The 19,287-nt window shown below is 42.6% G+C and carries 17 protein-coding genes and 1 other annotated feature; of the genes, 3 read left to right on the plus strand and 14 right to left on the minus strand.

Features of this window, described 5'->3' with window-relative positions:
- Nucleotides 1-11: 11 nt before the first annotated feature.
- The 3 genes from aspS to C6348_RS18870 all read right to left on the minus strand — a co-directional run bounded on the left by aspS (nt 12) and on the right by C6348_RS18870 (nt 3,625).
- Nucleotides 12-1,790, minus strand: a complete 1,779-nt coding sequence (gene aspS, locus C6348_RS07820; RefSeq protein ID WP_106042765.1) for an aspartate--tRNA ligase — start codon at nt 1,788-1,790, stop codon at nt 12-14.
- An 18-nt stretch (nt 1,791-1,808) separates the two neighbouring features.
- The gene (gene hisS, locus C6348_RS07825) at nt 1,809-3,083 is read right to left on the minus strand and encodes a histidine--tRNA ligase (protein ID WP_060596864.1); all 1,275 of its coding nucleotides are present in this window, start codon (nt 3,081-3,083) and stop codon (nt 1,809-1,811) included.
- A gap of 73 nt (nt 3,084-3,156) precedes the next feature.
- Nucleotides 3,157-3,396, minus strand: a binding site (T-box leader).
- A 58-nt stretch (nt 3,397-3,454) separates the two neighbouring features.
- On the minus strand, nt 3,455-3,625 hold the full coding sequence (locus C6348_RS18870) for a YrzK family protein (protein WP_003216250.1): 171 nt from the start codon (nt 3,623-3,625) through the stop codon (nt 3,455-3,457).
- 161 nt (nt 3,626-3,786) lie between these two features.
- On the opposite strand from C6348_RS18870, the gene C6348_RS07830 reads away from it, so the two are divergent.
- Nucleotides 3,787-5,343 carry an N-acetylmuramoyl-L-alanine amidase family protein gene (locus C6348_RS07830; protein ID WP_411266105.1) on the plus strand — a complete coding sequence of 519 codons (1,557 nt, stop codon included), beginning with the start codon at nt 3,787-3,789 and terminating at the stop codon, nt 5,341-5,343.
- A 97-nt stretch (nt 5,344-5,440) separates the two neighbouring features.
- Here the strand turns inward: C6348_RS07830 and dtd are convergent, their stop codons facing one another.
- The 8 genes from dtd to C6348_RS07870 all read right to left on the minus strand — a co-directional run bounded on the left by dtd (nt 5,441) and on the right by C6348_RS07870 (nt 14,895).
- Nucleotides 5,441-5,884 (minus strand): D-aminoacyl-tRNA deacylase, encoded by a 444-nt coding sequence (gene dtd / locus C6348_RS07835; protein WP_060596866.1) that lies wholly within the window; start codon nt 5,882-5,884, stop codon nt 5,441-5,443.
- 18 nt (nt 5,885-5,902) lie between these two features.
- Nucleotides 5,903-8,113 carry a RelA/SpoT family protein gene (locus tag C6348_RS07840; protein WP_034661540.1) on the minus strand — a complete coding sequence of 737 codons (2,211 nt, stop codon included), beginning with the start codon at nt 8,111-8,113 and terminating at the stop codon, nt 5,903-5,905.
- 142 nt (nt 8,114-8,255) lie between these two features.
- Nucleotides 8,256-8,768 carry an adenine phosphoribosyltransferase gene (locus tag C6348_RS07845; protein ID WP_034661543.1) on the minus strand — a complete coding sequence of 171 codons (513 nt, stop codon included), beginning with the start codon at nt 8,766-8,768 and terminating at the stop codon, nt 8,256-8,258.
- Between the two features lie 23 nt (nt 8,769-8,791).
- Entirely contained in the window at nt 8,792-11,116 is a 2,325-nt protein-coding gene (recJ, locus tag C6348_RS07850; RefSeq protein ID WP_034661546.1) for a single-stranded-DNA-specific exonuclease RecJ, read from the minus strand.
- A gap of 81 nt (nt 11,117-11,197) precedes the next feature.
- Entirely contained in the window at nt 11,198-11,551 is a 354-nt protein-coding gene (locus C6348_RS07855) for a LapA family protein (RefSeq protein WP_106042528.1), read from the minus strand.
- Nucleotides 11,552-11,652: 101 nt separating this feature from the next.
- Complete coding sequence (locus C6348_RS07860) at nt 11,653-12,141, minus strand: cation:proton antiporter regulatory subunit (RefSeq protein WP_034661552.1); 489 nt, start codon at nt 12,139-12,141, stop codon at nt 11,653-11,655.
- 187 nt (nt 12,142-12,328) lie between these two features.
- Nucleotides 12,329-14,557 (minus strand): protein translocase subunit SecDF, encoded by a 2,229-nt coding sequence (gene secDF / locus C6348_RS07865; RefSeq protein ID WP_060596871.1) that lies wholly within the window; start codon nt 14,555-14,557, stop codon nt 12,329-12,331.
- 41 nt (nt 14,558-14,598) lie between these two features.
- Complete coding sequence (locus C6348_RS07870; protein ID WP_003216788.1) at nt 14,599-14,895, minus strand: post-transcriptional regulator; 297 nt, start codon at nt 14,893-14,895, stop codon at nt 14,599-14,601.
- Nucleotides 14,896-15,010: 115 nt separating this feature from the next.
- On the opposite strand from C6348_RS07870, the gene spoVB reads away from it, so the two are divergent.
- Nucleotides 15,011-16,561: a stage V sporulation protein B gene (gene spoVB / locus C6348_RS07875; protein ID WP_034661559.1), complete on the plus strand. Its 1,551-nt coding sequence runs from the start codon at nt 15,011-15,013 to the stop codon at nt 16,559-16,561.
- A 1-nt stretch (nt 16,562) separates the two neighbouring features.
- Here spoVB and C6348_RS07880 read toward each other — a convergent pair whose 3' ends face one another.
- On the minus strand, nt 16,563-17,225 hold the full coding sequence (locus tag C6348_RS07880; RefSeq protein ID WP_106042530.1) for a DUF421 domain-containing protein: 663 nt from the start codon (nt 17,223-17,225) through the stop codon (nt 16,563-16,565).
- A 165-nt stretch (nt 17,226-17,390) separates the two neighbouring features.
- Between C6348_RS07880 and C6348_RS07885 the strand changes: the two genes are divergently transcribed.
- Nucleotides 17,391-17,768 (plus strand): TIGR04086 family membrane protein, encoded by a 378-nt coding sequence (locus tag C6348_RS07885; RefSeq protein WP_034661565.1) that lies wholly within the window; start codon nt 17,391-17,393, stop codon nt 17,766-17,768.
- A gap of 49 nt (nt 17,769-17,817) precedes the next feature.
- Here C6348_RS07885 and yajC read toward each other — a convergent pair whose 3' ends face one another.
- Both yajC and tgt read right to left on the minus strand, forming a co-directional pair.
- On the minus strand, nt 17,818-18,084 hold the full coding sequence (gene yajC, locus C6348_RS07890; RefSeq protein WP_003216659.1) for a preprotein translocase subunit YajC: 267 nt from the start codon (nt 18,082-18,084) through the stop codon (nt 17,818-17,820).
- Between the two features lie 47 nt (nt 18,085-18,131).
- Entirely contained in the window at nt 18,132-19,277 is a 1,146-nt protein-coding gene (gene tgt / locus C6348_RS07895) for a tRNA guanosine(34) transglycosylase Tgt (protein ID WP_034661568.1), read from the minus strand.
- Nucleotides 19,278-19,287 lie beyond the last annotated feature (10 nt).

Genomic DNA, 19,287 nt, shown 5'->3' on the forward strand with positions numbered 1-19,287 from the left:
ATGCGTCTATTTTACTGTTTTACCTTTGTTTTAATGGCTAAACTTAGCTCATCAAGCTGCGCTTCGCTTACAGTGCCAGGAGCATCTGTTAGCACACAGCTCGCACTTGCCGTTTTCGGGAACGCAATGGTATCTCTTAGGTTAGAGCGGCCGGCAAGCAGCATCACTAAGCGGTCAAGACCAAGCGCGATTCCGCCATGCGGAGGAACACCGTGCTCAAAAGCATCTAGAAGGAAGCCGAATTGTTCATATGCCTCTTCTTTTGAAAAACCAAGTAAGCTAAACATTTTTTCTTGAATATCCTTTTCGAAAATACGAATCGAACCTCCGCCAAGCTCATAGCCATTCAGCACAAGATCGTAAGCCTGTGCCTTCATGTCTTCTGGGCTTGTCTCAATTAATTCAAGATCGTCACGTACTGGCATTGTGAAAGGATGATGGGCAGCATAGAAGCGGCCTTCTTCTTCATCTTTTTCAAGCAGCGGCCAATCAACAACCCATAAGAAGTTGAATAGAGACTCATCAATGAGTTCAAGCTCTTTGCCGAGTTTTAGGCGAAGGGCACCAAGTGCATCATGGACAACAGACGTCTTATCTGCAACAAAAAGTAACAGGTCACCTTCTTCGACTTGCAGCTGCTCATTTAATTCTGCCTGCTTTGCTTCATCAAAGAATTTAGCAATCGGTCCTTTTAATTCTGTCCCTTCTGCTTTTAGCCAAGCTAGACCTTTTGCACCGTAGTTCGCTGCAAATGCACCAAGGGCATCAATGTCTTTTCTTGAGTAGTTGGCTGCTGCACCTTTGACATTGATGGCTTTCACAGCTCCACCATTTTTCACAGCTCCGCTAAAGACTTTGAAATCGGAATCTTTTACCGTATCTGATATGTTGACAAGCTTCATCTCAAAACGTGTATCTGGCTTATCAGATCCATAAGAATTCATTGCTTCATCGTATGTCATACGAGGTAATGGCAATGTCAGGTCTACGCCTTTGACATCTTTCATCACCTTTGCCATCATCTCTTCGGCAAGCGTCATAATGTCCTCTTGACTCATAAAGGACATTTCAATATCGACTTGTGTGAATTCCGGCTGACGGTCAGCACGCAAGTCTTCATCTCTAAAGCAGCGGGCAATTTGATAGTAACGATCCATCCCTGAGACCATCAGCAATTGTTTAAATAATTGCGGAGACTGAGGCAAGGCATAGAATTCTCCCTCATGTACACGGCTTGGAACAAGATAGTCACGTGCACCCTCTGGCGTACTCTTCGTTAAAATCGGTGTTTCAATATCTAGAAAGCCGTTGTCATCTAAGAAATGGCGGAATGCTTTTGTGACTTCATGTCGCATTTTCATCGTTTCAAACATAGCAGGACGGCGAAGGTCTAAGTAACGGTATTTTAAGCGCACATCTTCTGATACCTCGTCTGCTTGATCTGAAATCATAAAAGGAGGGGTCTTCGCTTCATTTAACACGCTGACCGTTTCGACTTGAATTTCAATTTTCCCTGTTTTTAAATTTGGGTTGATTGTTGCTTCTTCTCTTGCGACAACCGTTCCTTTAATATCAAGGACATATTCATTACGAATCGACTCTGCTGTCTCAAGCGCCTCTTTTGATAGGTCTGGATTGAAGACAGCTTGTACAATCCCTGTACGGTCGCGCAGATCAATAAAGATTAATCCGCCAAGGTCACGTCTTTTTTGAACCCATCCTTTTAATACAACGGTTTGACCGATTTGGTCTTCTGTTACTTCTCCACAATAAAAAGTTCTACCAAACACAAACATTCCACTCCTTCTTTACGCCTTCTTGTGGGCCTTCATCATTTGAATCAGCTCATCAAGCTTCACTTCAATTTGTTCACCCGTTGTCGTATCTTTTACATTCACAATGCGCTGCGCCAGCTCATCTTCACCAAGGACTGCAATAAACTTGGCTTTTAATCGATCAGCCGCTTTAAATTGCCCTTTTAATTTCTTCCCTGTATAGTCCATTTCACTTGAAATGCCTTCTTTTCTCAGACGATTTAATAATGAAACAGAGTAATCCTTCGCTTCATCACCGAGTGCAGCAATGTATAGATCAATGCCATCTTGCAGAGGAAGATCAATCCCTTCAGCATCGATTGCTGATAGGAAACGCTCAATACTCATGGCAAAACCGATTCCTGGTGATTCAGGACCGCCAATTCCTTCAACAAGTCCATCATAACGGCCGCCGCCGGCTAATGTGGTAATCGCGCCAAAGCCTTCTGCGTTACTCATGATCTCAAATGCCGTGTGATTGTAGTAATCAAGACCGCGCACTAAGTTCGGATCGACGACATATTCAATGCCTATATCTGTTAAGTATTGTTTGACCTTTTCAAAATAAGTCCGTGATTCTTCATTTAAGTAATCTTGAATGGATGGAGCCGTTGCCATCAATTCGTGGTCACGATCCTTTTTACAATCAAGAATTCGCAGCGGATTTTGATGTAAACGGGTTTGACAGTCATGACAGAATTCATCAATTCTTGGCTCAAAGTGCTCGACAAGTGCTTTGCGGTAGTCTGCACGGCTCTCTTTGTCACCAAGGCTGTTAATGACGAGCTTTAAGTTAGAAAGGCCTGCTTTCTCATAAACACTCATCGCAAGTGAAATGACTTCTGCATCAATGGCAGGATCCTTTGAACCGATCGCTTCAATCCCAAATTGATAAAATTGACGATATCTCCCTGTTTGCGGACGTTCATAGCGGAACATCGGTCCAATGTAATACAGCTTTGTTGGCTGCGCGGGCTGTGCAAATAATTTATTTTCAACATAAGAACGTACAGTTGAAGCCGTTCCCTCTGGACGAAGGGTGATGCTGCGTCCCTTTTTATCTTCAAATGTATACATCTCTTTTTGAACGATATCGGTTGATTCGCCTACTCCCCGTGCAAAAAGCTCTGTATGCTCAAAAATCGGTGTACGGATTTCTTTGTATTGAAAGGCTGCACATGTATCTCTTGCAATTTGTTCAACATACTGCCAGCGTTCTGACTCTCCAGGTAAAATATCCTGTGTACCTCTTGGAATATTAAAACTCATTTTTCGTCCTCCTACGACCATCATTCATTTTTTATGTGGACATATAAAAAACCCCCGCCTCTACTATGTGTATAGTAGGGACGAGAGTTATACCCGTGGTGCCACCCTAGTTGGAACATGATCCAGCCATGTTCCCGCTCAAATCCTTAACGCAGATTCACGTTCTCCGCCTATTGACTCATTTTTAGAGCGTTCAGCAGGAAACCTACAGAGTGTTCTTTCGTGATAAATGCCATGCGGATTCGCTTTCAGCCTAAGGCGATTCCTCTCTGCTCACGCAATTTACCCTACTATTCTCTATCATCAGTTCCACATTTTAAATTTTCAAGTGTGTTGATTTATATTATAATAAGGTCGGTGCTGCCACTCTGTCAACCCTTGCCGTGCCTCTTTTTCTTTTCCAGCTCTTCTTTTGACGTACATCCGTATTCAGATGCGGTTTCTTCAAGGAAGCCTGGTTGATCCATTTCGTCGTGCTGCCAGCGATCGATATCACGGTGTCCATTATATTGCACTCGTCCTAATTTTCTGCTTAATCTCATGTTTGTACATCCTTTTATCACGTTTTTATTTAGTATAAACAGATTGATTCATTTTTATTAGGGAAACTGCAAGGAATTAGTCCATTACATAACGAATTTACATTCATCGGTTTTACAAGGGAGGGGAAAACACCGTTTTGAATCTAAAAAAACACAATCAAATGTTGATGCTTCTTACCTGTTTTGTTCTCATCGCAAGTACTTTGCCTATGACACATGCTACAGCACAAACAGATCAAGCTGTGGTCGCAACAGATGAAATCAATGTGAGAACGGGCCCTGGTTTAAGCTATGGAATCGCAGCTAGTGTGAAGCGCGGAGAAAGCTATCCCATTCTCACTAAACAAGGAGAATGGGTGCAGATCCAATTGTCGAACGGTCAAAAAGGCTGGGTCGTCTCATGGCTGATTACCACATCATCTGGCAGCCAAAAGTCTGCTAAGCCAAAGGCGCAAAATCAGAGCGCATCAGGCAGCAGTTCCATTACATCGACAGCCTCGGATCTTCGCATACGGACAGGCCCTGGGACTTCCTATCAAGTCATCGGAACTTTCCCGCAAGGCGCTTCCGCTAAAAAGCTGAAAACAAGCGGCGAATGGACAAAAATTTCGTATAAACAAGCAGTAGGCTGGGTTCACTCTGATTATGTTTCAGGCGGCAAAAAAGCTTCTCAATCAAGCTCTGGCGAGTCCTCTCTCTCTAAACAGACAGGCACAGTTGGCGTATCGAGCTTGAATGTAAGGCAATCGGCGGCACCGAATGCACAAGTCGTCGCTTCACTTGCCCGCAACACACAGATCACCATTTTGCGCGAGCAGAACGGCTGGTATGAAATTGAGGGCAAAGGCGTAAAAGGATGGGCTGCAAGCTATTACATCGTCACAAGCAATGGAGCGAGTTCGGCGGGTGAACAGAATTCATCTTCTTCGTCTTCCCAAAAGAAAGCGTACATTGTCTACGATGGCACCAACATCCGAAAAAGCGCTTCTACCTCTGCTGGGATTGCAGAAAGAGCCACAAAAGGCGCTGCCTATCAAATTGTTCGCACGCAAGGTGACTGGTACGAGGTGACACTATCAAACGGCGGAACTGGTTATGTGGCAAGCTGGGTCGTTCAAACGAATAAAAATAGCAGCGAAGCACCAAGACCACAGCAGGATTCATCGTCTGGAACTGGGTCTTTAAAAGGAAAAACGATTGTTCTTGATCCTGGTCATGGCGGAAAAGACAGCGGCACGATTGGCGCAGATGGTGCATTTGAAAAGAACATTACCATCAAAACCGCCAATTTACTTGCAGGCAAATTAAGGGCTTCTGGTGCAAATGTCTATTTAACAAGAAGTGATGATACTTTTATCAGCCTTCAATCGAGGGTCGCGACATCTCATTACAGAAATGCAGATGCATTTATTAGTCTTCATTATGATAGTTTTATGGACCCAAGTGTCAGAGGAAGTACAGCGTATTATTATCAAGCAGCAAAAGACCAGCAATTAGCGACAAATGTCCATACAGAAGTCGCTAAACGCTCTCAAATCCCTGATAAGGGTGTCAAATTCGGAGATTATTTTGTTTTAAGAGAGAACAAACGCCCTTCTCTTTTATATGAACTCGGCTATTTAAGCAATCCTCAGGAGGAAGCGATCATTTATAGCGCTTCTTACCAAGAACGAGTCACAGAAGGAATGACGGAAGGATTAAAACAATATTTCCGTTAAAAAGAAAGAGGCCTCTGCGCCTCTTTTTTGTTTGATCGCAAAAGAAAAAGACTCTAAACAAACTCCTGCATGAGTTTATCTACAGTCTAAAGCGAATCTATTCTTTGCTATCCATCCAGATGGTGACGGGCCCTGAATTGGTCAATGACACATCCATCATCGCGCCAAAGCGGCCAGTTTCTACATGAATGCCTTTTTCTCTAAGGGCTTTATTGAAACATTCGTAAAGGGAGTTCGCGGCATCTGGCTTGGCTGCTTTCATAAAATTCGGTCGTCTGCCCTTTCTCGTATCACCATAAAGGGTAAATTGAGACACAGACAGGACGCTTCCTTTTACATCCAATAACGAATGATTCATTTTCCCGTTTTCATCTTCAAAAATACGTAAATGTGCAAGCTTTTCTGCTAAATAAAGCACATCTTCTTCTGTATCTTCATGTGTGACACCAACGAGCACCATATACCCTTCATTGATGGCACCTGTGATCTCTTCTTCTACCTTCACAGATGCACTTGTCACACGCTGCACTACAAGCCTCATAGACGATATACTTCCTTTCTAATTCATGAATCGGCGAACAGAGTAAATGTCTTTGATTTGTTTAATGCGCTCTACTACTTTGTGCAAATGGTTAATGTTTTGGATAAAGATCGCCATATGGATCGTCGCCACTTTGTTACGGTCAGACTTCCCAGAAACTGAAGAGATGTTCGTTTTGGTTTCATTGACTGCTTGAAGCACCTCATTGAGTAAGCCGCGTCTATCATATCCTAATATTTCAATTTCCACATTGTATTCTTTACGGTTTCGAGCAGGCTGTTCATGCTCCCACTCTACCGGGATTAACCGTTCCTGCGCTTCTCCTGTCTTCACGTTCGGACAGTCATCACGGTGAACAGATACGCCCCTGCCTTTCGTAATAAAACCAACAATGCTATCACCTGGAACAGGATTACAGCACTTAGATAAGCGGACAAGCAGGTTATCTATCCCTTTGACTCTTACGCCTGCTTCTCGTTTTTTCCCATGATACGTCTTTGACTCTACTGTCACTTCTTGAACAGTCTTCTCTTGTTCTTCTTGATCTCTTTGTTTTCTTTCTTTTTCTGTTAAACGATTGGCGACTTGGAGTGCAGTAATTCCGTTATAACCAACCGCTGCATACATGTCCTCTTCGTTTGAAAAATTAAATTTGTCAGCCACTTTTTGCAGGTTTTCAGCTGTCAGAATGTCTTTGACATCAAACTCAAGGTTTTTGATTTCTTTCTCCACGAGTTCTCGGCCTTTTTCGACATTTTCTTCACGGCGCTGTTTTTTGAAAAACTGTCTGATCTTGTGCTTCGCTTGGGAGGTTTGGGCAAGTTTGACCCAATCCTGACTTGGTCCATAGCTGTGCTTAGATGTCAGAATTTCAATAATGTCACCTGTTTTCAGTTTGTGATCGAGCGTGACCATCTTACCGTTGACTTTAGCACCGATCGTTTTATTCCCAATTTCCGAGTGAATCCGGTAAGAGAAGTCAATCGGAACTGAACCTGACGGCAGTTCAATGACATCTCCTTTTGGTGTAAACACAAACACCATATCAGAGAAGAGATCGATCTTTAATGATTCCATAAATTCTTCTGCATCTGTCGATTCATTTTGGAATTCAAGGATTTCTCTAAACCAAGAGAGCTTCTTCTGGAAGACAGCTTCCTCCGTTGATTCTGCTGACTCTTTTCCTTCTTTGTATGCCCAGTGCGCTGCAATTCCGTACTCTGCAATTTCGTGCATTTCCACTGTACGGATCTGAACTTCAAGCGGGTCACCTTTTGGCCCAATCACTGTTGTATGAAGGGATTGGTACATGTTCGGCTTTGGCATCGCAATATAATCCTTAAACCTGCCTGGCATCGGCTTCCAGCATGTATGGATAATCCCGAGCACGGCATAGCAGTCTTTAATGCTGTCAACCAAAATACGAACGGCCAGCAGATCATAAATTTCATTAAACTGCTTATTTTGCAGGACCATTTTGCGATAAATACTATAAATATGCTTTGGTCTGCCGGAAAATTCAGCCTTGATGTTCACCTCTGACACACGGTCTTTCACTTCATTAACAACCTCGTCCAAGTATTCCTCACGTTCCGCTCGTTTGCGCTTCATGAGATTCACGATCCGGTAATATTGCTGCGGATTTAAGTAACGGAGCGCTGTATCTTCAAGCTCCCACTTAATCTTTGAAATCCCTAATCTGTGCGCAAGCGGTGCAAAGATTTCAAGTGTTTCATTTGAAATTCTTCGCTGCTTCTCCTGAGGAAGGTGTTTGAGCGTTCTCATATTGTGCAGACGGTCTGCCAGTTTAATTAAGATGACGCGTATATCCTGCGCCATTGCCACAAACATTTTTCGATGGTTTTCGGCCTGCTGTTCTTCTTGTGATTTATATTTAATCTTCCCGAGCTTTGTCACACCATCAACAAGCATCGCAACTTCTTCGTTAAAATGCTCTTTTAAATCCTGTAATGTCACATCCGTATCCTCGACAACATCGTGCAGGAAACCGCCTGCAATGGTCGATGGGTCCATTTCAAGGTCAACAAGAATCCCCGCCACTTGAATTGGATGGATAATATAAGGCTCACCAGATTTCCGGTATTGCTCCTTGTGTGCATTTTCAGCATATTCATATGCTTGCTCTATAAATTGAATATGTTCAGCGGACAGGTATTCTCTTGCCTTGTCAATGACCTGCTGCGCCGTTAAAACTTGTTCGTTCGCCATGGAATCACCTTTTTAAATGAAAACTGTATTGTAGTTTATTATCAAGAAAAATTCGATAGATGTAAAGAGAAGAAGTCCGCTAAAAGATTTTTGATAGGAAAAAAGCACCCTTCTTACCGAGTGCTTTTTGCGTAAAACTCCATTAGTATTGCATTAACGTCAAGATGTCGTAACCGTCAAGCTTCTTTCTGCCATCCAGATACGTCAACTCAATCAAGAATGCAATTCCTGCCACAACACCGCCTAATTCCTCTACAAGCTTGATGGATGCTTCAATTGTTCCACCAGTCGCAAGTAAGTCATCTGTAATCAGGACACGCTGACCAGGACGAATCGCATCTTTATGAATCGTTAATACATCTTTACCATATTCTAAGCCGTAATCGACTTTAACGACTTCACGAGGAAGCTTTCCTTCTTTACGAACTGGTGCAAAACCTACACCTAGTGCGTATGCTACAGGGCAGCCAATAATGAATCCACGCGCTTCAGGTCCAACAATGAGATCAATGTCTCTTTCCTTCGCGTATTCAACGATTTGATCCGTTGCATAACGGTACACTTCGCCTTTATCCATTAACGTTGTAATATCTTTAAATTGTACACCTTCCTTTGGGTAGTCAGGTACAACTGTCACATATTGTTTTAAATCCATCTTTTCCTTTTCCTCCTCGTACGTCAAAGCACAGGTGAGACTTCGCTCATCATGCTATTCAGCCATTCCTTCAGCTCTTTGGCTGAGGAATATGTTAGTGTTTGATCGAGTTCCATCAATCGTTGTTTTGCTGTATAGGATGCTGATGCCGTTAAATCTTTTTTAGGGGCATCACGTACTATTGACAGCACACCATTCTCTATTTTAACAAAACCGAGTTCAAAAAACACCTTTGTCATAAAAATGATTGTATCTTTTGTCCAGCCTCTATGTTTGGCAAGCTCCATTCCTTGTTCTTTGAGGGGGAAACTTCCTCGTTTTAACAAGAATCCATAAAACCATTTGAATTGATCACGGCTAGGGAAAGAAGACATAAAATGATCTTCTTTTCTTTGAAAAACCGTATAAACTCTAGCTGGCTTTTGGTTTTCTAAAAGCTGCCTTAGCAAATGCTCATCTGCAGGAACATCCGCAAAGACGATATACTTGCCCTCTACATCGAACGTTGAAACATTTTCTGCATGGACATGATAAATTGGGATATTGACTTCCTGTTTTGTTTCTTCGTCAAAACAGACCACCACATATTTTTCTGGATCAAGCGTGGAGATTGTCTTTTCCCAATCCTTTTTGCCGCGCAAATCAAACAGCTGCCATTCATCTACTCGGGCATCTTTTAGCATAAGCTGAGGTTTCTTCCGGTTATTCCATTCATTGATGGACATTTCACCAATTACGGAAATGCGGCTACCTGTGACAATTTCTTCTTTTAATTGACCTTGATGAAAACCGACACAGTCAAGCAGCTTGTCTTCGTCTTTCAGAGACATTTTAATATGATTCTGATTTGCCCCAATCGTTCGGATCTCTTCAAGCCTCGCATCTTCAATCATGATGAACGGCTTTGGATTCTGCATGCCAAATGGTGACAGCATCCCCACTTCTTCAATCGCTTCAACCGTCAATTCGTCTACCTTGCATACGGCATCGACCCGCTGAATCGGAATAAAATCTTCTTCTGTCAACGTTTCATTCGCATATTGATTTAATCTTTCTCTTAGTAAAGGAACATCATCCGCTCGAAGTGTCATACCCGCAGCCATCGGGTGCCCGCCGAAATGCGGCAGAATGTCACGGCATTTGCTTAAATGGAAAAATAGATCGAAGCCAGGAATACTCCGCGCTGATCCTTTTGCCATTTGCGTCTCTTCATCTATTCCAAGCACAATCGCCGGACGAGAAAATCTATCCGTCAATTTAGAGGCAACAATTCCGACAACACCCGGATTCCAGCCAGCTTTCGCTACAACGATCGCAGACTGGTCATCACCTGTCTCTTCAACCATTTGAATGGCTTCTTCTGTGATTGTACTCACAATTTTTTGACGTTCTTTATTGAGTTCTTGTACAAAACGAGCGAGCTCTTCTGCTTCATCCTTATCCTCTGTCATGAGAAGATGAACAGCTGGATCTGCCTGCTCAATTCGCCCTACAGCATTCAGCCTTGGCGCAATTTGAAAGCCGACCGTTTCTTCATTTGCTTCTTCAAGAGTAGCTCCCGCTTCTTTCAATAACGCTTTCAGCCCCGGTCTATTCGACTGCCTAAGCTGCACAAGCCCTTTTTTGGCGAGCCATCTATTCTCATCATGAAGCGGCACAAGATCCGCTATTGTCCCAATTGCCGCAAGATCTAACAGCTGAGCTGGCAGCTTTCCAAGGAGTGCATGCGCCACTTTAAACGCTACGCCTACACCGGCAAGTTCTTTAAAGGGATACTCACAGCCCGGCTGCTTAGGATGGACAATCGCAAGTGCCTCAGGCAGCTCCTCACTTGGTTCATGGTGATCTGTAATGATCAGGTCTAACCCTATTTCTTTTGCAATACGTGCTTCATTTACAGCTGCAATGCCTGTATCGACCGTGATGACAAGCGATGCGCCTTGCTCTTTGATATATCGGAAAGCCTGTTCATTAGGCCCGTAGCCTTCTTTAAATCGATCTGGAATATAAAAGTCTACTTTCGCAGACCGCTCTTTTAATGTATGTAAAAGCACAGACGTACTTGTCACACCATCCGCATCATAGTCTCCGAAGATCACAATCGATTCCTGCTCTTCGATCGCTTTGTTGATGCGCTCTACTGCTTCTTTCATTCCTTTTAATAGAAATGGATCATGAAATTCGGCTTTTTGATCAAATAAAAAAGACCTCGCTTCTTCTACTTCTTCGAGTCCTCTTTTTACAAGAAGCGATGCAGTCAGCGCTGAAATATTCAGATTTTCAGAGAGTGATTTCACTTTTTCTTCGCTTGGATGTTCATATTCCCAGCGCATTTTGGATAATAACATAAATTCACCCCTCAACCACACTATTATACTAGAGTGGCCTGAGGGGTTTCAATTTTTATTTTATGAAATTGTGCTGGAAGATTATTTTTCCTTCCGGTCAAATGATGCTGGCTGTTCTTTTAAAGGCGTCACATTCGGTTTCTTTTGAACGTCTTTGTCGATCTTTTTATTCGAAACAGCAGGTGTAGGTGCGGCTGCACGCTCAGCTTTTAAAGCCTTTAGTTCACGTTTTAGTTTCACAATTTGGAAAATCCCTGCGAAAGCCACAATGAGTCCGCCCATTAGCACAGAACCAATAATAACAAGAATCAGCGGCCATTCAGCCGTTCCAAATAAGTAGTCAACTTGCACTGGCCGCACATTGATCACGGCAAATACTGAGACAATTAATACGAAAATAAATGCGAGTATGATGGTCCATTGTTGTTTGTTCATCTACATATCCCCCAAGCTTTTTCTTTTATTCTTCCCTTTTCCTTGTCCTTTTTAAACACAGAAAGAAAAGAGCGGAAGAAAATCTATCAGCATGGGCATGATTAGCTGCTGAGTTTTTCTTTAATGAGGTTCTTTATTTCTTGTCTTTCTCCAGAAATAACAAGGGTATCCCCTTCTTCAATGACCGTATCAGGTCCTGGATTTAAAATCTTCTCATGTGATTTTCTCACGATAGCGATGACTGTTACTTGATCATTTTGGCGGACATTGAGGTCTCCGATTGTCTGCTGAACAGCTGGTGCATTCTTTTCAATCTTAAACCATTCAATCATCAGTTCATCAATGGCTACCTCTACAGTTTCAAGCGCTTTCGGCTTATATACCATGCCGCCTAAAATAGCTGCAATTTGTCTTGCTTCTTCATCGTTTAGCAAAATACCAGAAATAGATTCTTCATGGTCGTCCTCTTGAAAATGATACATTTCTCTTCTGCCGTCATCGTGTGTAATGATGGCAAGCTTCTCATTATTTCTTGTGATCATTTCGGCTTTGTGACCGATACCTGGCAGTTCAGTTTCCCGAACCTTCATAACAGCCCCTCCAATGAATAAAGCCAAATGCCTCAAACGGACACTTGCTTTCTATACTGATCTAAACGTATGTCATTATAGCAAAAGACCATTTCAAGATCAATGATACCCGAAATGTTTTTTTCGAATCGACTTATTCTCGGGAAATCTATAGAAAAAAGACTGCCAAAAAGGCAGCCTTTCTCAATTAAATATCTTGCTCAGTATCAATCTTCGCCGGCTTTTTCAGCTCACGGCCTTTCCACATGAGCCAAATTTGTGCTGCGATATATAGAGATGAGTACACCCCTGTTAACAGACCGACAAGTAAGGCGATGGAGAAGTTTGTAATCGACGCCGATCCGAAGATAAGCAGTGCAATCACAACAATTACGACAGTGAGTACCGTATTGATAGATCGTGTAAAGGTTTGCTGTAAACTCAAGTTGACGATGTAAGATAGATCTTCTACCGTTTTTGGTTTACGTTTCTTCATTTGCTCACGAACCCTATCGAACGTCACGATCGTGTCATTGATCGAATACCCGATCACCGTGAGGATCGCCGCAATGAAGGTCACATCTACCTCTAACCGCGTGATACTAAAGAATGCCACAATGAAGAATGCATCATATAAAAGGGAAGCAATCGCTGCAATGGCCATTTTATATTCAAAACGAATGGAAACATAAATAATGATCCCAATCGAAGCAATGATGATGGCATATAAAGCATTGCGTGCAAGTTCTTTTCCGACAGTAGGAGACACCGTGCTGACATTCGGTTCTGTTCCATACTTATCTTTAAAGTAATCTTTCACTTCTGCGATTTTTTCTTTATTTGGCACACCAACAAATCGTGCCGCTGCTTGATTTTCTTTTTGACCAGATAACACAACACTATCTGTATCAAGATCTAATTTTTGAAAGTCTTGCTCAATTTGAGCAGTTGACAGCTTATGGTCACTTTGAATGTCTACTCTTGTACCACTTGCAAAGTCAATACCCGCATTGAGTTTGAAAATCGAAAGGACGATAATCCCCGCAATGGTAATGGCTACTGAGAAAATCATGAAACCTTTTCGCTTGCTGACAAAATCCCATTTATCAAACGGTGTTTTTGGTTCAGTATTTTCTGTTGTTTCATGAATATCGATGATGTCTTTTTGACGGACACCAAACCAGCCTTTCTTGCGATCGAGCGCGCGGCTTTCCACAAGCAGTCCAAGAAGGAATCTTGATAGGAATACAGCCGTAATAAAGCTTGTTAAGATGGAAAGGATCAGCATAGTCGCAAACCCTTTTACAGAACTTGTCCCGAAGAAGAAAAGGACGCCCCCTGCAATAATACTCGTTAAGTTTGCATCAAATATGGTCGCAAATGACCGGCGGTTCCCTGACCTGAAAGCAGAACGGACAGATTTACCGAGCTTAAGCTCCTCTTTGATTCGTTCATATGTGATGATGTTGGCATCAACCGCCATCCCTACTCCAAGAATCAGTGCCGCAATTCCAGGAAGTGTCAGAACAGCACCCATCCAGTCAAACACCTGTAAGGTAATATAGATATACGTTGATAACGTGATGACAGCAATAAGACCAGGTATTCGGTAATAAAAAAGCATGAATAAGAAAATGAGGGCAATTCCCACAATCCCTGCAAAGACAGTTTCATTTAATGCCTGTTCACCAAATTGCGCACTCACTGATGTGGAGTACTTTTCGGTTAATTTCACTGGCAATGCCCCAGCATTTAAAATACTTGCAAGGTCTTTTGCCTCTTGGACAGTAAATTTCCCTTCAATTTGCACGTCACTGCTGTTAATTTCTTGATTCACATTCGGCGCAGAGACATACTTGTGGTTTGATTTTGAGACTTCTTTTTTGAAGGAATCTCCTTTGTGGTAATCAAGCCAAATGACAAGCTGGTTATTCGGCGCCATCGCCGCTACTTTTCTTGTGACGTCACCAAATTTTTTCGCATCCTTTAGTTTAACTGTCACAATTGGCTCATTCGTTTGACTGAATGTTTGTTTTGCACTGTTTTCGACCAAGTCAGCCCCGTTTAGGAGTTCTTTATCATTCGTATCTCTGAAGGATAGCTGTGCTTCAGTGGAAAGAATCTCCCTAGCTCTGTTTTGATCTTTTACCCCCGCAAGTTGCACGCGGATACGATTGTTGCCTTCAATCGAGATGTTCGGCTCACTTACACCTAGCACATTGGCTCTTCGGTTTAAAGCCTCCACTGTACTGACGAGGACACTATTTGTAATCTTGTCCTCTTTTTTCACTGGATGTACATCATACAGGACTTCAAATCCACCCTGCAAATCCAGCCCTAGCGTCATATCTTTCGCAACAGGCTTTGTTAGTAAGCCTACGCCAGTTCCGATTAACAGAACCACTAAGAAAAACGCAAGAATGCGCCCTTTTTTCATTATGTATTTCCTCCTTAAACACCTGAATCCATTAAGATGGCTTATTTCAACAGTTCATCTAGCATATTCTTGCCATCTTCACTGTCCAAAAAAGCAGACGTTTTAAACGACTGAACGGTTGCATAGTTCATAAATTCGCCAATTTTCACAGATAAAATATCTGCAACCATTTCATGAATCGGATACTCTTGTTTTTTCTTCCACTTCTTATTCTCTAAGTATGACCATAATTCCTCTAAATCTACATCTTTATAGCCCAAAACGATGAATTCTTCAAGCTTACTGAACAGAAAAGGCTTTAAATGGTCTTTGTAAATTGCAGCCGGATGTTGTGTCAATGGGATGCTCCCCCTTTTCAGTTTTTATCGAGAGACTTGTCATGCTTGGACGATATACACGCATATCTTATTGTATATGATTCTATGTCGTTTGAGAAGGCAGGTGATCTTTGATTTGACGAAGCAAACGTTTTTAAAGGGCACGATTATTTTAATTTTAGCAGGTTTTATCACGAGAATATTGGGTTTTGTCAATCGGATTGTGATTGCAAGGTTCATTGGCGAAGAAGGAGTCGGGCTTTATATGATGGCTGCCCCTACCTTTTTTCTCGCTGTGACGCTGACACAATTTGGACTGCCTGTCGCTATTAGCAAGCTTGTCGCAGAAGCAGAAGCCCGGGGTGACAAACAGAAAACTAAACGTATTCTGGTCATGTCCCTTGCGATAACAGGGACACTCAGCCTGATATTCACGCCGCTCTTTTTATGGTTTGCACCCATCATGGCAGAAAATATGCTGACAGATCCTAGAACGGTTTATCCACTTCTTGCTATTACGCCCGTTGTCCCAGTCATCGCCATTTCCAGTGTGCTGAGAGGATATTTTCAAGGCAGACAGCAAATGAGCCCGCTTGCCATATCTCAAGTACTGGAACAGGTCGCAAGAATTTCTCTAGTGGCAGTATGTACAACAGCTTTCCTTCCTTATGGGATTGAATACGCGGCAGCTGGTGCGATGATTTCATCTGTCATTGGAGAGATGATTTCACTTGCATATTTACTGATTGCCTTTCGTTATAAAAAGACCATTCGTATTCGAAAACGATTTTTTAAGGCGATTCATGACGGTAAGGATACGTTTAAGCAGCTGATGAGTATTGCCCTGCCAACAACAGGCAGCCGTTTCATCGGGAATATTTCGTGGTTTTTAGAGCCGATAGTTGTCGCGCAAAGTCTTGCTATTGCTGGATATGCGGCTGTAGAAGCGACACGGCAGTATGGGGAGTTGACTGGTCTTGCGCTGACCCTTTTGACACTGCCTAGCTTTATTACGTACTCTCTATCCACTGCATTGGTCCCGGCGATCAGTGAAGGAATGGAGCAGAACAAACGCAAAACGGTCGAATACCGGCTGAAGCAGGCGATGCGTCTTTGTCTACTCAGCGGAGGCATTTCCTGTATTATTCTTTTCGTTTATGCAGAAGATTTAACGCTCTTTATGTATGGTTCATCGCATGCGGCTATCTATGTGAAATTCATGGCCCCATTTTTTCTATTATATTATTTTCAAGGGCCGCTTCAAGCTGTCCTGCAAGCACTCAATTTAGCTGGTGCGGCGATGACGAATAGTCTGATAGGTGCTGTTGTGAAAACAGGGATGATTTTTGTCCTTGCTTCACAGCCGGGCTTTGGCATTATGGGGGCAGCACTCGCGATATTAATCGGCATCGTCCTTGTCACGCTGCTTCATGCGGCAACTGTCGGTAAAGTACTGCCTATTCATTTACCAATGAAGGAATATGGGATATGCGTTCTTGTGATCATCGGCACCGGGGCTGTCAGCCTTTGGCTGAAGTCTCAAGTAAACGGGCTCTTTTCTGCCCCTATTGAGCTTGTGATGCTGATCTTTGTTACGTGTATGCTATATGTCATTCTTTTAATCTGTCTAGGGCTAGTGAAGCGTGAAGAGCTTCGCCGCATCCCATTCATTGGGAAACTGCTTTAGCTCATCTCTTCTTGATCACTTCATCTTTCAAATCAATATAAAATGTCTTTTGATTAAAGCTGCAGTAGGAAATCTGATCAATTTCATGATAGCCCCTTTTGGCAAGCTCCTCTTTCAGCCACTGTTCATTTTGATTAATTTGCTTCAGATGATCGTGCTGTACAACACCATCTGCAATAAGTGGCAGCTCAAGCGCTCCGTGTGTGTGCTTGTTTTCTTTTTCAACGACCGCAAGCTTTCCGGATGGCTCTAAAATGGCGTAAGAGACGTCCTGAATGCTATCGATGTTGTTTTCTCTTAATTGAATAAGCAGGTCATCAAAATTGTATCGCTGTTTTCTCATCGCACCCTCATCGATTTTCCCATTGATGATGAGCAGGGTCGGTTTGCCGTCTAGAAAGCGCCGGACACCTTGGAATTTCAATGAGAGGTAGGCGAGTGTGATTTGAATGAAGGTTAACAGCAGGATCGGCCATACCGTATGTAACATGTGATCTTCGACTTCTTCTATGGCGAGAACTGCAATTTCTGCGATCATCATAAAAATGACAAGATCTAGAATACTCAATTCGCCAATTTCTCTCTTGCCCATTAACCGAAAAATAAACCAAACAAGAAAATATAAAATGATTGTTCTCATGGAGATAATCAAGATGTCCTGCATGTGATGTAACCCCTCCTTCTCCACCATAGCTTGTGTCAAAACACTTTATTTATGTAGAAAAGAAAGCCTCTGTTTTTATCGTGAGAAACATGTCTATTTTTTCTTCACGGTGAATACATTTTAGTAAAAGACAAGCTTCGGTCAATTGGAGAGGAGACGAATCACATGCAGGAAACGAAACAAATCGGAAAAGGGATTTTATCCGGCTTAATGGCCATTTTTATCGTGATGATTGTCACAAGCTTACTTGTATCGCTCATGCTTACCTTCACAAGTATGCAGGAATCATCGTTTAAATGGATGATTATGATTTTGTCCTTTGTGGCACTTTTATTAGGGGGGATCATTTCTGGAGGAAAAGCAAAGGAGCGCGGCTGGCTCATTGGCGCGATCACTTCTATGATCTTTTCTCTCACTGTATTCTTATTTCAATATTTAGGGTTTGGAGAAACCTTTTCACCAGAGCAGTTTATCTATCATGGGGCATTTCTAGGGATTTGTATGCTGGGCGGAATGATTGGCGTCAATCTTCGAGGCAAATAAAAAAAGAGCGGATCATATCGCTCTTTTTTTATGGCTATGTATTGGAGGATTAACCTTTGTCAGCTAATTCTCTAATAGCACGTCGATCGAAAGTTAAACGGTTGTTCTCGCTAGTTTTGATGACCACTTTTGATTCATCAATGTAGTCGATTTCACCGTGTAAACCACCGATTGTGACGATTTTATCGCCTTTTGATAAAGATTGCTGCATCTGACGCACAGCTTTTTGTTGCTTTTGCTGTGGACGGATTAACAAGAAGTAAAGCACAGCAAACATGACAACAATCATAATGATTGAACCCATACCACCATCCATTCTATTTCACCCCTTTCTAAAGCATTATAAAGCCTTTCGTTTATGCGTTAAAAGTTTTTCGCATTCGGTTTGTTAAAGCCATAACGCTCAAAAAACTCTTCTTTAAAATCACCTAAACGATCCTCACGGATAGCTTCTCTCACTTGCTCCATTAATTTTAACAGAAAATGAAGATTATGATAAGTTGTTAATCGAATTCCGAACGTTTCATTTGTTCGGATTAAATGTCTAATATAGGCGCGTGTGTAGTTTTTACATGTGTAGCAGTCACAATTTTCATCGATTGGTCTGAAATCACGCTCATATTTTGCATTTTTCACAACAAGACGTCCTTCGCTTGTCATCAAGGTGCCGTTTCTTGCAATTCGCGTCGGCAGCACGCAGTCAAACATATCTACACCGCGAATGGCACCGTCAATTAAGGAATCTGGTGAGCCGACACCCATTAAGTACCTTGGCTTGTCTGCCGGTAACAATGGCGTTGTGAACTCCAGTACACGGTTCATCACATCTTTTGGTTCACCAACAGATAAGCCTCCGATGGCGTAGCCTGGGAAATCAAGTGAAACCAGATCTTTTGCACTTTGTTTCCGAAGCTCTTCGTATTCTCCGCCTTGGACAATTCCAAACAGCCCTTGGTCCTCTGGACGCTGGTGCGCTTCTAGACAGCGCTCTGCCCATCTGCTTGTCCGCTCCACAGAACGTTTCATGTAGTCGTACTCTGCTGGATATGGCGGACATTCATCAAATGCCATCATAATATCAGAGCCAAGCGCATTTTGGATGTCCATGGCCTTTTCAGGAGAAAGGAACAGCTTGTCTCCGTTTAAGTGATTACGGAAGTGGACGCCTTCTTCTTCAATTTTTCTAAATTCACTCAAAGAGAATACTTGGAATCCGCCTGAATCGGTCAGAATCGCTCGATCCCAGTTCATAAATTTGTGCAGCCCGCCTGCTTCTTTCACAATGTCATGACCCGGACGGAGCCATAGGTGGTACGTATTGCTTAAGATGATGCCTGCATCCATTGCCTTTAGTTCTTCAGGTGCCATCGTTTTGACTGTAGCCAGTGTACCTACCGGCATAAATACAGGTGTTTCAAAGGAGCCGTGCGGTGTATGAACGCGTCCTAGTCGTGCACCTGTTTGTTTGCATGTTTTAATGAACTCATAACGTATCGGTAATTGCGACAAAAATGAGCCC

Origin of the sequence: Bacillus sp. YBWC18 (assembly GCF_002998775.1) — a bacterium.
Classification (GTDB): domain Bacteria; phylum Bacillota; class Bacilli; order Bacillales; family Bacillaceae; genus Bacillus.

Coding starts and splice junctions, on each gene's coding strand:
- hisS (WP_060596864.1), bottom strand. CDS start 3,083: ATGAGTTTTAATATTCCAAGAGGTACACAGGATATTTTACCTGGAGAG.
- C6348_RS18870 (WP_003216250.1), bottom strand. CDS start 3,625: ATGAGATTAAGCAGAAAATTAGGACGAGTGCAATATAATGGACACCGT.
- C6348_RS07830 (WP_411266105.1), top strand. CDS start 3,787: ATGTTGATGCTTCTTACCTGTTTTGTTCTCATCGCAAGTACTTTGCCT.
- dtd (WP_060596866.1), bottom strand. CDS start 5,884: ATGAGGCTTGTAGTGCAGCGTGTGACAAGTGCATCTGTGAAGGTAGAA.
- C6348_RS07840 (WP_034661540.1), bottom strand. CDS start 8,113: ATGGCGAACGAACAAGTTTTAACGGCGCAGCAGGTCATTGACAAGGCA.
- C6348_RS07845 (WP_034661543.1), bottom strand. CDS start 8,768: ATGGATTTAAAACAATATGTGACAGTTGTACCTGACTACCCAAAGGAA.
- recJ (WP_034661546.1), bottom strand. CDS start 11,116: ATGTTATTATCCAAAATGCGCTGGGAATATGAACATCCAAGCGAAGAA.
- C6348_RS07855 (WP_106042528.1), bottom strand. CDS start 11,551: ATGAACAAACAACAATGGACCATCATACTCGCATTTATTTTCGTATTA.
- C6348_RS07860 (WP_034661552.1), bottom strand. CDS start 12,141: ATGAAGGTTCGGGAAACTGAACTGCCAGGTATCGGTCACAAAGCCGAA.
- secDF (WP_060596871.1), bottom strand. CDS start 14,557: ATGAAAAAAGGGCGCATTCTTGCGTTTTTCTTAGTGGTTCTGTTAATC.
- C6348_RS07880 (WP_106042530.1), bottom strand. CDS start 17,225: ATGCAGGACATCTTGATTATCTCCATGAGAACAATCATTTTATATTTT.
- C6348_RS07885 (WP_034661565.1), top strand. CDS start 17,391: ATGCAGGAAACGAAACAAATCGGAAAAGGGATTTTATCCGGCTTAATG.
- yajC (WP_003216659.1), bottom strand. CDS start 18,084: ATGGATGGTGGTATGGGTTCAATCATTATGATTGTTGTCATGTTTGCT.